Annotated in this window: 15 protein-coding genes and 1 pseudogene; 13 read left to right on the forward strand and 3 right to left on the reverse strand. The window is 66.3% G+C overall.

What is annotated here, in order from left to right; translation table 11 throughout:
* From VNW74_RS18655 to VNW74_RS18665, 3 genes and pseudogenes are all read left to right on the forward strand, one after another.
* Positions 1-178, forward strand: a pseudogene (locus VNW74_RS18655) (SRPBCC family protein); the annotation flags it as partial.
* Positions 179-186: 8 nt separating this feature from the next.
* The gene (locus tag VNW74_RS18660; protein WP_325679465.1) at positions 187-1,206 is read left to right on the forward strand and encodes a ketoacyl-ACP synthase III family protein; all 1,020 of its coding nucleotides are present in this window, start codon (positions 187-189) and stop codon (positions 1,204-1,206) included.
* Entirely contained in the window at positions 1,206-2,246 is a 1,041-nt protein-coding gene (locus tag VNW74_RS18665; RefSeq protein WP_325679467.1) for a pyridoxal phosphate-dependent aminotransferase, read from the forward strand. Before VNW74_RS18660 ends, VNW74_RS18665 begins: the two co-directional genes overlap by 1 nt.
* Before the next feature lie 20 nt (positions 2,247-2,266).
* On the opposite strand, the gene VNW74_RS18670 is transcribed toward VNW74_RS18665, so the two are convergent.
* Complete coding sequence (locus tag VNW74_RS18670) at positions 2,267-4,921, reverse strand: helix-turn-helix transcriptional regulator (protein ID WP_325679469.1); 2,655 nt, start codon at positions 4,919-4,921, stop codon at positions 2,267-2,269.
* A 466-nt stretch (positions 4,922-5,387) separates the two neighbouring features.
* On the opposite strand from VNW74_RS18670, the gene VNW74_RS18675 reads away from it, so the two are divergent.
* Together VNW74_RS18675 and VNW74_RS18680 are read left to right on the forward strand one after the other, a co-directional pair.
* A complete protein-coding gene (locus VNW74_RS18675) occupies positions 5,388-5,846 on the forward strand; it encodes a lipoprotein LpqH (protein ID WP_325679471.1) in 459 nt (152 codons plus the stop codon).
* Between the two features lie 37 nt (positions 5,847-5,883).
* Positions 5,884-6,390, forward strand: a complete 507-nt coding sequence (locus VNW74_RS18680) for a MarR family transcriptional regulator (protein ID WP_325679473.1) — start codon at positions 5,884-5,886, stop codon at positions 6,388-6,390.
* 9 nt (positions 6,391-6,399) lie between these two features.
* On the opposite strand, the gene VNW74_RS18685 is transcribed toward VNW74_RS18680, so the two are convergent.
* Positions 6,400-7,644 (reverse strand): GAF domain-containing sensor histidine kinase, encoded by a 1,245-nt coding sequence (locus VNW74_RS18685; RefSeq protein ID WP_325679474.1) that lies wholly within the window; start codon positions 7,642-7,644, stop codon positions 6,400-6,402.
* Entirely contained in the window at positions 7,641-8,291 is a 651-nt protein-coding gene (locus tag VNW74_RS18690) for a response regulator transcription factor (RefSeq protein ID WP_325679476.1), read from the reverse strand. Before VNW74_RS18690 ends, VNW74_RS18685 begins: the two co-directional genes overlap by 4 nt.
* 116 nt (positions 8,292-8,407) lie before the next feature.
* On the opposite strand from VNW74_RS18690, the gene VNW74_RS18695 reads away from it, so the two are divergent.
* The 8 genes from VNW74_RS18695 to VNW74_RS18730 all read left to right on the forward strand — a co-directional run bounded on the left by VNW74_RS18695 (position 8,408) and on the right by VNW74_RS18730 (position 13,659).
* Complete coding sequence (locus VNW74_RS18695; protein WP_325679478.1) at positions 8,408-8,992, forward strand: HAD family hydrolase; 585 nt, start codon at positions 8,408-8,410, stop codon at positions 8,990-8,992.
* A 96-nt stretch (positions 8,993-9,088) separates the two neighbouring features.
* A complete protein-coding gene (locus tag VNW74_RS18700; RefSeq protein ID WP_325679480.1) occupies positions 9,089-9,448 on the forward strand; it encodes a hypothetical protein in 360 nt (119 codons plus the stop codon).
* Between the two features lie 70 nt (positions 9,449-9,518).
* Entirely contained in the window at positions 9,519-9,707 is a 189-nt protein-coding gene (locus tag VNW74_RS18705) for a hypothetical protein (protein ID WP_325679482.1), read from the forward strand.
* A 57-nt stretch (positions 9,708-9,764) separates the two neighbouring features.
* Positions 9,765-10,565 (forward strand): DUF732 domain-containing protein, encoded by an 801-nt coding sequence (locus VNW74_RS18710; RefSeq protein WP_325679484.1) that lies wholly within the window; start codon positions 9,765-9,767, stop codon positions 10,563-10,565.
* Between the two features lie 50 nt (positions 10,566-10,615).
* Entirely contained in the window at positions 10,616-11,488 is an 873-nt protein-coding gene (locus tag VNW74_RS18715; protein ID WP_325679486.1) for a helix-turn-helix transcriptional regulator, read from the forward strand.
* Positions 11,489-11,507: 19 nt separating this feature from the next.
* Positions 11,508-12,332 (forward strand): SAM-dependent methyltransferase, encoded by an 825-nt coding sequence (locus VNW74_RS18720; RefSeq protein ID WP_325679488.1) that lies wholly within the window; start codon positions 11,508-11,510, stop codon positions 12,330-12,332.
* A gap of 86 nt (positions 12,333-12,418) precedes the next feature.
* Complete coding sequence (locus VNW74_RS18725; protein ID WP_414686719.1) at positions 12,419-12,958, forward strand: RNA polymerase sigma factor; 540 nt, start codon at positions 12,419-12,421, stop codon at positions 12,956-12,958.
* On the forward strand, positions 12,955-13,659 hold the full coding sequence (locus VNW74_RS18730; protein ID WP_325679490.1) for a Rieske (2Fe-2S) protein: 705 nt from the start codon (positions 12,955-12,957) through the stop codon (positions 13,657-13,659). The genes VNW74_RS18725 and VNW74_RS18730 overlap by 4 nt, the downstream gene beginning before the upstream one ends.
* Positions 13,660-13,698 lie beyond the last annotated feature (39 nt).

A 13,698-nucleotide genomic window follows, 5' to 3' on the forward strand; every position in this document is an offset into this window, starting at 1 on the left:
CCCGTTCTACGACCACAACCCTTATCCCGAGGCCGGTCCGCCGCAGCGCACGGGCTGGGTCGGCGACTTTTGGGACTTGTTCGGTGCCGGCCATGGGCTGGAGCTGAACAACCTCAAGACCATCGCCGAATACCGCCACCGCAACGGCCTGCCGATCACGCCGGCTTGGATGAGATGAGTACTGCCATGAACCAACCCACCGTCAGCCTGACCGACGTTTCCACCTACCTGCCCGGCGAACCGATCGGCGCGGACTATTACGCGCAGTTCGCCGGCTCGGATGACCTGGCGGCCAACCTGATGTTCCGCGCGCCCAAGTTCCGCCATCACGTCGGGCCGGACGAAACCGCGACCGACATGATCGAGCGAGCCGCCGCCGGATTGATCGAACGGCACGGCCAGGACGTCCTCGCTAACGTCGACGTGCTGATCACCCACACCCAGGTGCCGGACATGGCGTTCTACGGCGCGGGCGGCGGCATCGCGCACCGCTTGGGCATGCGTCCCGGCTGGGTGCTGGATCTGCACAACGGCGGGTGCGCGGCGTTCGTGCTGGGCCTTAAAGTGGCTCGTCAACTGCTGGCGTCCGGAGAAGGGCGCACAGCGCTGATCGCGGTCGCCCAGAACGCGGCGGGCCAGGTTTTCGACCAGCCCGGGGTGCGCCGCAAGGCGCAATCGTCCGTGCCCGGCGACGGGGCCGCGGTCGGTTTGGTCACGCTGTCGGACGAGTCGCCCATACTCGACATCGAGTGCCGCACCTACGGCGAATACGCCGGCGACATGACGCTCGCCATCGACCCACCCCGCAAGTGGTGGCAGGCGGGACCCGGTGAGGCCTCCATCGGGTTCACCGAAACCAAGATCAGCAAGGTGCTCGCTCGCGGCAATCGGCAGGTCCCCGAAGTGGCGCTCGCCGTCTGTGATCGAACCGGGCTGTCCTCCAAGGACATTGATTTGCTCGTGACCAATCAGCCGAACCGGGTGTTCTTGCGTAACTGGCGCGAAGCGCTCGAGGTGCCCGAGGAACGTCACCGCGACACCTTTGACGACTGCGGAAACCTGTTCGGAGCCGGCATCCCGGTCAACCTGGATCGCGCGATATCCGACGGTCAGGTAAAGACCGGTGACGTGATCATGATGGCCGCGTTCGCGCACGCCGGTGACTTCGCCGGTGCGGCGGCGGTCCGCTGGGGCGGGCGAGGCTGATGTCATCCCTGCTGCAGGCAAGCCCTTTCACCGCGGACATCCTCGACACGCTGCCGGACGCGACCGATCCACTCGCGCTGTCCCTCAACGAAAACCCGTTCCCGCCGCTGCCTGCGGTGCGCTCGGCCTTGATCCACTCGATCGATGCCGCCAACCGGTATCCGGAATTCCTGCCCGAGCAACTGCGAGCGCTCATTGCGGGTCACATCGGCGTCTGCGACGAGCAGGTCGTGCTGGGGGCGGGTGCGAGCGGGGTGGTGATGCAGGTCCTGCATGCGGTGACGCGCCCCGGTGATCGGATTGTGTTCAGCGAGCCGACTTTCGACGGGTACCCGATTTTCGCTCAGATGGCTCGCCTGACATCGGTCACTGTTCCGCTCGACGAGCGCGGCCACCACGACCTGGAGGCAATGGCCGAGGCGGCGGCGGACGCCAGGTTGGTCGTACTATGCCGACCCCACAACCCAACCGGCACCCTGGAGCCTGTCGCCGATGTGCGACGATTCCTGCGGCGGATACCCGCTGACACCGTCGTGCTGCTCGACGAGGCTTACATCGAGTTCGTCGCCCCCCAGCACCGCATCGACGGACCGGACCTGGTCCGGCAGTTCCCGAATGTCATTGTGCTGCGGACGTTCTCTAAGGCCTACGGGCTGGCCGGGCTGCGGATCGGGTACGGTTTCGGATCGCCGGAGCTAGCCAGAATACTGTGGAAGATGCAATTGCCGTTTGGCATGGGCATCACCAGCTTGGTCGCGGTCGCGGCGTCCTACGACGCCGAAGACCAGTTGCGACAACGCATTCTGCGAATCACCGGTGAGCGGGACTACCTGCGACGACGCCTGCGGGCGATGGGTGTCTACACCACCGACGGGCACGCCAACTTCGTGTACCTACCGCCGAGGGGGCGTTCGATGCGCGAGGTGTTCGATGGAGCCGGGCTGATGGCTCGCCATTACGCTGACGGCGGCGTGCGGATCACCGTCGGCTCCCGCGCGTCCACCCAAGCCGTGCTGTCCGCGATGGGAAAGTCGCTATAGAACGTGCGCTTCGTGATACCTCACGCGCGGTCTTCGGTTGCGGTGATGGTACGGGGTTTGAGTGCGTAGGTGGCGGCCTGGGTCCGGTTGTCCACGCGGAGTTTGGCCAGTATCGAGCTGACGTGGGTGCCCACGGTTTTGATGCTGATGTGAAGTGCCGCAGCAATGTCGGCATCGCTGCGCCCAAGGGCAAGCAGTTCCAGGACCTCTCGTTCGCGCCGGGTGAGGCCGTCGGGGTCGGCCAGTGTGTCGGGACGGTTGTCCTTCGGCGGGCGCAGCGCTGCCAGGCGTTGTTGGGCGCGCCGGGCCGCGGCCCGCGCACCCAGTGTCCGGAAGGTGGCCAGGGCGGACTCCACCGCAGCGGCGTCGCCGCGGAGTTGCGCGATCGCCGCATCGTAGGGACAGCCGCGCTCGGCCCACGCGGTGGCGGCCGCTTGCATGTCCCCGCCGATCTCCAGACGGTAAGGGGTGTCGTCGGCGGCATCCGCGGTGTGTGACGTGCCGCCGGACAATTGTGCCCAGCGCCGCAGGCTGCCCACGAGCCATGGGTTCGGGGCCATTTCGGGTGCGGCCAGGCCGCGCTCTGCGCTCGAGCGTGCGGCTGCCTCGTCACCGGTCAACCACCCTGCCTCCGCGCGCGCCGCCCAAACGAGCAGACGAAAGACGTTGCCCTCGGTGGCATCCAGGGCTTCGTCGAGCAGACCGCCGAATGGCTGGCCGCGGCGTGCCCGGATCAGTGCCAGGGTCACCAAAGGCAGGCTCCGGTGCCGGGGAGGAAGTTCGGGACGGGTCAGGATCTGTTCGGCGACCACCGCGGCGCGGTCCCAGTCGCCGCGGTAAAGGCTGCTGAGCGCGTCCGCGCCGGCCACCAACCCCTCGAACATGCCGAGGTCGTGGTCCCGGTAGAAGGCCGATGCCTGCGCCACGTAGTCATGGGCACGGTCGAGTTCGCCGTGCAGGACAGCGACCGTGCTGACCAGAACGCCCAGTACTGCCGCGTGTTCGATCAGCTCTGGGGTGCGCATCGCTTCCCGCCAGATGCCCTCGAGATCCTCCCAGCCGGTGCCGGTACGGAAGATGCGGGCCATCGCCTGATAGCCGCGTGCTCGGATGACTACCGCCGGTTCGTCCAATTGGATGCCGAGATCCAATGCACGCTGGGCGTATTCGGCCGCGGACGCCGCGTCGTAGCTACGCACGGCGGCGTTGTGGGCTACATGGATCAGTGACCAGGCCAGTTGCGGAGTGGGGCCGAGGTCTTGCAGCAGCCGGAGTGAAGCCTGCTCGGCGTCGACAGCCTCGGAGGTCTGTCCGAGGGGTTCCAGCAGGTATGACAGCCAGCGCAGGTCGTCGCCCTCCTCGAGCCGGTGACCAAGCTGGTGGCGCAGGTCGATAGCTTCGCGCCACGACGACACCGAGGCGGCCGCCCGGCCGCACAGATAGCTCTCGAACGCGTGCCGTTCCAACCACTGCGCCTGTTGTTCAGGCGAGGCGCCGCGCTGGCGCAACGCCAAGTCGTATAGGTCGGCGGCCTCTCCGTGGGCGCCCAGTGTTGCGGCTCGCTCGGCCGCTTCGGGCCCAAATCGAAGCACCGCGTCGGCGTCGTCAGCCTGCTCGGCGTGAAATGCGAGCGCCGCCAGCGTGTCCGGGTCGATCGGTGGTTCAGCCAGCGCGGCCAAGGCCCGTTTGTGCAGCAGCCGGCGGTGATGGTCGGGGATACGGTCCAGCGCGGCTCGTCGCGCCAACTCGTGGCGGAACCCGATTGCGTCGCCGTCGTTGACCAGCACCCCGGCGCCCAGGCATTCCGTCAACCCGGAGTCGCCGGCAAAACAGACCTTCGGCAGCAACGCCGCACTGGTCCGCGGGCCACACACCGCGACGGCGTGCGCGGTGTCTCGCGCGGGTCCCGACAATCGGCCCAGCCGACCACACACCGCCTCGGCGATACTGCGTGGCAGGCCGTCTTGGTTGAGGCCTTGCGGCCCGGCGGCCAGCACCTCGGTGACAAAAAACGGGTTCCCGCCGCTGAGTTGATGCAACCGGTCGGCGTTGACCCCGCTGCCCGCAGCCAGCACTGCCACCGCCTCCCGGCTCAGTGGCGGCACATTGATGCGGGTGAGCGCCGGGCAGGTGGCGATATCTCCCAGCGCCACCGTCAACGGGTGCTGGTGGTCGAGTTCGTCGTCGCGATAGGACACCACCAGCAGCACCGGCAAGCCCCCGATGCGCCTCGCCACGAACCGCAACAAATCCAAGGTCGCCCCGTCGGCCCAATGAGCGTCCTCGATCACCCATGCCCGGCGCGGCCCATCCGCCAGCATCGCCAGCAGTCGCGCGTACATCGCGGCGATGTCGCCGTCGGCCACCGCCGCGGCCAGCCCCGCGGCCTGGCTGTCGCCGAGCCCGGCCAAGGCATCGACCAACGGGCCCAACGGGCGCGGTGCAGTCAACGGATCACACCAGCCCCACAACACCTGCACCGAGGGATCCAGGCCCGCCGCCCACCGCGCGATCACGGCGGTCTTGCCCGCGCCGGCCTCCCCGCGCAACAACACCATCCGCCCCTGGCCACCGGTCAGGCGGCGCGCCAGCCCGCGCAACTCGGCCAGCATCGCGTCTCGCTCCAGCAACCGCTGCGTCGAGCCGGTTCCTTTGCCCAGTCCTACCGGCGACACGGCCGGCTACCGTCGAGCAGCGGAGGGGAGGTGTGTGCCATTCCGGGCGGTGTCATGCCGGCGCGCACCACCAAGCGCGCGGTGCGAAAGCCCCGCGCACCGACAGCAAACAAATCCCCGGACATGGTAGGCACTTACTGTAACCGCAACCCGTGCTGGCCGCGCGCCAAAAGACCATATCTCGGCGGCACAGCGGCAGCCCTCGCTCGGCGAGGGCTGCCGAACGCCCGTTGATCCGCGCAAACTATCGCGGTTACCCGGTAGCGACGGTCGCCGTCACCAAATCCCACCCGAAAATAGGGAATTCTCCCGATGTGGGGAGCCCTCGGACCGGCACACACTATTCGGACGCGCTCGGGGGCTGCGACAGCAAATCCGAACCCGGACATGATGAGGATCCACTGACCGCCGACAGAGCCCCCGAGCGCATCTCACCTCAGCGTTTCAGTGCAAAGGAGCCAACGCGATGAAGGAATCAGTCTTTACCCCCCTGGTAGGTGCGGCGATGTTGGCCACAGCCCTGGCAGGTTGTTCCAGTGCCGGCCACATCAGCGCCGGCGGGCAGAGCGTGAGCACCAACGGGCACGCCAAGGTCATCGTCGACGGCAAAGACCAAAACGTGCGTGGCAACGTTACGTGTCAAAAAGCCGGCGGTGAGCTGCAAATCGGCATCGGTGCCGGTTCGCCGAACTCGGTCGCCGTGCAGGCCACCGACACCAATCCGCCAACCATCCACCAAATCGCTCTGGGCACCGTCGACAACGTCGCCCTGGCGTACCAGCAGGGCAGCCCCGGCGCGAGCGCGACTGCCACCCAAGACGGCGACGGTTACAAATTCACCGGCACCGCTACCGGCGTGGACAAAACCAACGTCACGGCAGGCATCGTCAGCAAGCCCTTCGAAATAGATGTGACCTGCCCGTAGCCCGCATCGTTGCCGTAAGTGCGGTAAGAAAAGGGGCGTGGCCGCCTCGAACTCCGACAACCGCGATCCGATCGCCGTCGCGCGGGCCAATTGGGAACGGGCCGGATGGGGTGACGTGGCGCCGGGGATGGTCGCGGTGACGTCGGTGATGCGGGCTCACCAGATTCTGCTGGCACGCGTCGAAATCGCTTTGCGCCCTTATGATCTCAGCTTTTCCCGGTTCGAATTGCTGCGTCTGCTGGCGTTCAGTCGCAGCGGCGCGTTGCCGATCACCAAGGCGTCCGACCGGCTGCAGGTGCACGTCACCAGCGTCACCCATGCCATCCGCCGGCTGGAAGCCAACGGCCTGGTGCAACGCGTTCCGCACCCTACTGACGGGCGGACCACGTTGGTGCAGATCACCGAGCTGGGCCGCTCGACCGTCGAGGACGCCACGGTCACGCTCAACGAGCAGGTGTTCTGCGATATCGGGATGTCGGAAGGCGAATCGCAGGCGCTGGTGTCGTCCATCGAAACCCTGCGGCACAATTCCGGGGACTTCTGAGCGCTCGGCCTACTCCATGATCGAGGGCACCGGAATCGTCGCGGTGACCGCCGTCCCGGCGCCGGGCCGCGACCGGATGTTCAACGTTCCGCCTACCAGCTCGGCACGCTCGGCCATCGATAGCACACCGTAGCCGCCCATCTCGTCGCCACCGAGCGGATTCTCGAAAGTGTCGAAACCTATTCCGTTGTCCACGATTTCCAGCCGCGCGATGTCGTCGTCCACTCGAAAGCGCAGCCGTGCCACCGATGCATTGGCATGTTTGACGATGTTCTGCAGGCCCTCCTGCGCGATGCGGTAGAGCGCGATCTCAATGTGCTCGGGCAGCCGGACATCGGCGAGCTCGAGCTCCATGTCGAGATGCGGTATCGACCGGGCCAGGCTGGCCAGCCCGCCGGCCAAGCCAAGATCATCGAGAACCGGTGGGCGCAGCCCGCCGATCGCTGCTCGCGCTTCCTGCAACGTCAACCCGGCGAGTTCTCGGGCCGCATCGAGTTGTTCGGAGGCTTCCGCCGGATCGTCGCTGACGGCTCGCGCGGCGGCGTCGAGCCGGTACGACAACGTGATGAGGCGCTGCGAAATACCGTCATGGATATCACCGGCGAGCCGGCGCCGTTCGATCTCTTGGGCCTCGATGACCTGCTCGACGAACAGCTCGTGTGCCCGCTCCCTGACCACCAGCTGCCGGTGCAACCGGGCCTGGTGCATGGCACCAGCGATCAGCCGGCCGATGACCCGCAACAGTTCAACGTCACCCTCGGTGAACTCGCGGCGGGCGACCGTGTGCACGTTGAGCACACCGACGAGTCCGCCTGGGTCGGTTTCCATCGGCACGGACACCATCGAGGTGAAATCGCGTCCGCGCAGCGATTCGATCGGCAAGTAGCGTGGATCGGCTTCCTTGTCGTGGATGATGACGACGGGTTTGCGGTGCCTGGCCACCCAGCCGGAAATGCCGGACCCCAGCGGCAGCCGAATCTTTCCGACCTGGCCGTCGAAAGGCGGTGTGGCGCCGGCGAGGGTCAGCGAGCGGTCAGTGTCGTCGAGCACATGCACGAAGCAGACGTCGGTTGCGGTAGCCGCGGTGATCATCCGCGCTGCGGCGGCGGCCAGCGGTTCCACACCGGGCCCGCTGGAGGCGGCCTGGATGAGTTCGCGCAGCAGCGCCAACTCGCGGTCGCTGTCGACGAGATCGCGTACCGCATGCGAGCCGCGGGCGCCGTTGTCCGGCGCCGCCGGTCGCCGCGCGGTCATCGGTAAATGCCTTCGCGCAGTGCAGTGGCCACCGCGCCGGTCCGGTCGCTGACCCCAAGCTTGCGGTAGATCGATCGCAGGTGACTCTTGACCGTTTCCTCGCCGATGACGAGTTTGTTGGCGATGCCGCGGTTGGACAACCCGCTGACCATGTAGGACAGGATTTCGCTTTCGCGTTGGGTCAACCCCTGCCGGGCGCCCGGCCAGAATTCGTCACGCTGCATGCGTGCCGCGGTGTCCGCCGCCCGGGCTGCCATCCCCGGGTCGATCACGGTTTCCCCGCTGTGCACCAACTCCAGCTGGCGCACCAGTTCGTCGCTGTTGATGCTTTTCAGCAGATAGCCGCTCGCGCCCACCCGCAACGCCTGGAACAAGTACTGCTCGTCGTCGTAAACCGACAACATCACGACTTTGCGGTCCGGCTCGTGCTCTCGCAACACCTTGCAGAGGTCTAATCCGCTGAAGCCCTGCATGCGCACATCGCACAACACGATGTCGGGTTGCAGGTCGTCGACCACGCCGACCGCGCGGTCGGCACCCACCGCCTGCCCAACCACCTGCACCCGGTCCTTGAACGCCGCCAGCATCGCTTTGAGCCCCTCGATGACCATCTCGTGGTCATCGACCAGGACAAGACGCACCGGCATGGCAACACCCTAAGGCCAGCATCTGTGCGGCGAATCAAGACCGGCGGCGAAGTTGGCCATGCCAATCCCCCTAATGGGGGAGGTTGGCGACGCGGGGCTTGGGGCAACCTGTGGGCGTGCGAGCCACGGGGCAGACTCGTCCAGCCCGGACCTACTGGTGGGATCGGGCACCTTCGGCGGACGCCGATGTGCTTCGCGCGGTGGTTTTCGACGCCGATTCCGCGCTGGCCGACATCGACAGTGACGGTGATACCACGCCCCGATCCGGTCTCGTCGACTTGGTGATGAGCTTGTTTTGCGCAGGCATCTGGGTGGGCGTGGTGAGCACTCGGCGCCGCCAGTGTGTCGAAACGCTGGTGCGACAACTGATCGGCGACGGACTCGTCGAGACGATCGTGACCGTCGACGACTTACCGGACATGGACCCCGGGCCGGGATCTGACGCCGAGCTCTACCGACTGGCGCTGTGGGAGTTGGGAATAACGCCGCGGGCCGCACTGGCAGTTGCGGGCTCGGGACGTGGGCTGCGGGCGGCGCTCGCAGCCGAGTTGCCCGCGGTGGTCGTCACCCCCTACGCCGCCGACCTGCCGTTGATTGGTGCGGCAGAGATTCGTGCCCGGTACGACGGGCCTGGCCCCCTGCTGTCGGCCGGCTGCCGGCAGGCGCACCGACGCTGGTCCATCCGGCAGCGTGCTGCCTAAGCGGCGCCGCCGAACCGGTTGGGTTGCCGGCGGACGTCGAAATTAGGGAATTCTCCGGATACGCACCGAGCTGCCGGAGAGGACAATCCCAGGTTTATGAAGCGACTCGTCGTGGGCCTGGCAACGGCCGTGTTGTTGTGGGGCGGTGTCGCGGGGGTGGTGGGTGCAGGCACCGCCGATGCGCACCCCAGTCCTGCGCCACAATCCTGGCCCGGCTGCCCCGAGGACCACCCGGCAGGCCCATGTCACTGGTGTCCAGGGGATCCTCCGGTGCAGACGGGCAATCTTCGGGTGAACCCGGTCGTCTGGGACACCAGCGTCTGCCACACCTACTGGTACGTCCAGCATGGGCAGGGCAATGTCGCCCAGAACATTTTTGAGGGAGATACGCCACCAGCGCCGCCTCCGCCGCCACCGGGCCTCAATTTCTGTCCAGTCCCGCCCTGGTGTCCGTGATCTCGTAGGGGTCAGTTGCTCGACGAACGCCTGGCGCACGGGCGGTGCTCGAGCATGTGAGGATTGACGGATGACTCGCGCCCATTACCTCTTCGGCCTCGGCGTGGCCCTGCTCGTCCTGTCGCTATTCGTGAACGTGCCGCTGCACGGACTGCTGGGTCTGGTGGCCACTGCTGTGGTTTCGATGGCCCTATTCATCGCGGGCGTGGCGTTGGTGGCGAATCAATGGATCGCGATTCGGCGGTTCAAGGGCAAGTGAATGCTCTTGTCGTGCTGCCACTTGTGACATCGCCCTGACACCGTAAGACTGAAATCTATGCGTGATCGCGAGACGATCGACTCCGAGCTACGGAGGCTGGCTGCTGTGCGCCGTTCGATCCGCGAGCACGGCGGCCAGCTGTCCACTCGTCAGATCGACGAACTTCTTGACGAGCGCTTAGGGCACCGTCCGGAGGCGTCCGAAACCAAGGCGTCTCAGGTCCAGGGTGTCACCGACACTTGGTCGCACTTCGGCAAAACCGACGACAGCAGACCTGCCGGACCTAAGGGTGTACTGCGCCGTTTCGGCCGACTCGCGGCGTTGCCGCTGTCTCTGGTGGCCGCAGTCGCCGCGTTGGTGGTGATGTTCGCGGTCCACAACTCACACCCAGCGGCGGAGCCGACCGAAGTCCCGCCGTCGGGTGCTCGACCCAACCCCGTGGAGCCGACCGCAGTCCCGCCGACGGGTGCACTACCCAACCTGGCGGCGCCCCCGGCGCCCGCTTCGCCGGTTGACATCGTCGACAGGGCGTTCATCGACGTCTTGAAGCGGGATGGCGTGCCAGTTCCCAGCCACGAATACGTGACGACCCAGGCGCACGCAGTCTGCGATTTCCTCGCGCACCAACCCAACTTCGCTGAGGCCGTCCGCTTCGTGCAGCGATCGTCGATATGGGATGCCGGTCAAAGCTCCAACGTCGCGGCCGGCGCCGTCGTTTCCTATTGTCCTCAGTACGAGATTGCCGGTGCGGACGAGACGCAGCACGCATTCCAGAATGCGCTCTCTGATCTGCAAGCCATTCAAGGCGATCTGCAAGGCATTCGAGATGATCTGCCGGAGATCCCAGGCCAGCATTAATCTGGATCATCGCGGCGGCGCACCTCGGGCGCTGCACTATCGTCGTGCGGATGGGACCGGACTCAGCGGTGGAGCGGCAGCCGATGGCCGGCCCCCGCTTGTATCAACCGATGTCCCCGCTGGCCGATTACGTCGAACTCATCGGACACTGGCGCCGCCGTGGGTCCGACTACCGGAGCCGAGCGGTACCGCGTGGCGCGGTGACGATCATTTTCGACGTCGGACATCGACAGCGGCTGAACGTCTACGCCGCCGACGGCAAGACGAGATTGAGCGTTCCGCCAGCGTTCATCACCGGATCGCACACCGTCCCCTACGTGTCGGACATTACGGCTGACGAGCCAGTCATGGCGGTTCATTTCCGACCAGGCGGCGCGTACCCATTTCTCGGAAAACCGTTGTGCGATCTGGAGAATACCTACGTCGGCGTCGAGCAGGTCTGGGGACGCGATGGGCGCGAGCTGCACGAGCGACTGATCGACGCGTCCGCGGTAGCCACCCGCTTTCAGATCCTCGAGGAATTCTTCTTGTCGCGACCGTGGTCGTCAGTGCACCGACATCCCGGCGTGACTGCGGCGATTGCCGCGATCGAAGACAACCCCTCCATCCCGATGGCCGAGATCCGCGATCTGGTGGGCATGTCCACCAAAGAGTTGATTGCGGTGTTTCGCGCCGAGGTGGGTTTGTCTCCCAAGGCATATGCGCGTGTGCGCCGCTTCCAGATGGCGCTGACGCTACTCAGCACGGGCGCGGTGGGGGGTGCTCGTGTTGCGGCCGACGTCGGCTATTTCGACCAGCCGCACTTTGTTCGGGAATTCCGTTCGTTCACCGGGATGACGCCGACGCAATACCGCCAACAGCGGATCGTGTTGCCCAGTCATGTCCCGGTCGAGCGGCACAAATATCCAAGACTGCCGGCGTAGGCATCCGGATGATCGGGGTATGGACAACACTAAACGAGCGATAGCGGCCACGGGATTGCTGGTCGCGGCGATGCGCGCCGAGGAATCCATCCGTGATGACGCGCTTTTCACCGATCCGTTCGCCGAACGGCTGGCCGGCGGAGAGGGCCGAGAGTTGCTTGTCGAGGCCGCGGCGAACACCGAGCAACCGTCGGCGCCGATCGTCGTTCGCACCAGGTTCTTCGACGAGGCGCTGCTGCGCGCCCAGGCCGACGGTGTGGCGCAGGTGGTCATCCTCGCCGCGGGTATGGACGCCCGCGCTTTTCGATTGCCGTGGCATGGCGACACCACTGTTTACGAAGTTGACCAACCCCACGTCATCGCGGTCAAGGGCGAACGACTTGGCGACGAGCGTCCCCGCTGCCGACGCGTCGCCGTCGGCGTCGACCTGGCCGAAGAATGGCCGAAAGTGCTTCAGTCGCAGGCATTTACGGCGTCATCAAGAACGGTGTGGTTGATTGAGGGGCTGCTGCAGTATCTGGACGCATCGGCTGTCGACCGGTTGTTCGCGCGCGTCGACGCGCTGTCGGCCCCGGGTTCTCTGCTGTTGTACGACGTCGTCGGCAAGACGTTGTTGCACGCACCGTTCTTGCGGCCGACCTTGGAGTTCATGGAACGGCTCGGGGCGCCGTGGACGTTCGGCAGCGATACCCCGGCTGCCCTCGTCGAGGATCGGGGCTGGACCGCCACGGTCACCGATGCCGCCGAGCCGGGAAACCGATGGAATCGATGGGGGTATCCGGTCGTTCCCGCCGACGTGCCCGGCGTGCCGCGCGGCTACTTCGTCGAAGCGATCAAGGCCTGACCCGCCGCGTGTAACCCGAGCCGCTATGGACCCTATGACAAGGCACTATTCTCAGCGGAGCCACGCTCACTACAGGCAGGCGATATGTGACGGCACACGGCGAACCCGTCGACCCGCGTCCCTTGCGCGTGGTGCCCGACGGCGGCTACCCGAACTGGGAGGCGGTCTACCAGGACAACGCCACCTGGGTATATCGCACCATCTTCGCCCGGGTGGGCAATCGCGCCGACGCCGAGGACCTCACCGCCGAAGTCTTTCTTGCCGCGCTACGACCCCTGCGGTTGACAGCGAGCGTCGGTGAGATTCGCAGTTACCTACGGGCCACCGCGCGAACGGTGCTGGCCGCGCACTGGCGCGAGACACTGGGACGCGAGATCACCTCGATCGACGACATCGAGCAACCGCCCGAGAGCGAAGAGGCGATCAGCACCGCTCCCCAGCGGGTGGCCGATGTTCTCGAACGGTTGCCGGACAACTATCGTCGGATCTTGGAACTGCGCTTCCTACAAGGCCGTTCGATCAAGGAGTCGGCCGCCGAACTCGGAGTCAGCGTCGCCAACGCCAAGGTGCTTCAGCATCGGGCATTGCGACTGGCCGCACAGGTCAACGAGAAGGGCGAATCATGAACGCGCGTGGGTTGCGCCGATACGTCGACGACCTGTTGCGGGGTCGTCGCCCTAAGCCGTTCCGCCCCGACGACTTCGAAGGCGCGCAAATCCGCACGGCCATCGATCTACAGGCGGCGCGACTGGGCAGTGATGCGCCGCGACAGGAATTCCTCACGGACCTGCGCCACCGTCTGGCCGCGCAACTGGATGGCACGTCGCCGCCGGTGCGCAAACCCGGTGCGACCCGCAGGCACGTCATCGTCGGCACGTCGGCCGCGGCGGCCGCCGCGGTGGCGGCCGTGTCGATCGATCGAGCGGTGATCGATAGCGGGCAGGTCACCGACGGCGACAACAACAGCGGGTCGGGCGAACTCACCCCGAACACCGGGCGCTGGCTGCGTGTTGCGGCCAGCGCAGACGTGCCCGAGGGGGTCATGCACCCGTTCGATCTCGGCTCGGTCGTCGGATTCGTTCGCCGCGTCGACGGCAAGCCCGAAGCCGTGTCGGGGGTGTGCACGCATCAAGGCTGCCGGCTGTGGTTCGACGCGCCCGATGACCGGCTGCGTTGCCCGTGCCATTCGACCTCGTTTTCGCCCGCCGGCCAGGTGCTGACCCATCAATTGCCGATCGCACCCAAGCCGTTGCCCACGTTGATGGTTCGCGAGCAAGGCGGCGTAATCGAGGTGTTCGCCCCGCCGCGCCCGAACGAGCCGGCCTGACGACGTGTAACCCACCGCCCTATCTGTTGGCGACGGAGT

The sequence above is a fragment of the Mycobacterium sp. genome (assembly GCF_035570115.1).
Classification (GTDB): Bacteria; Actinomycetota; Actinomycetes; order Mycobacteriales; family Mycobacteriaceae; genus Mycobacterium.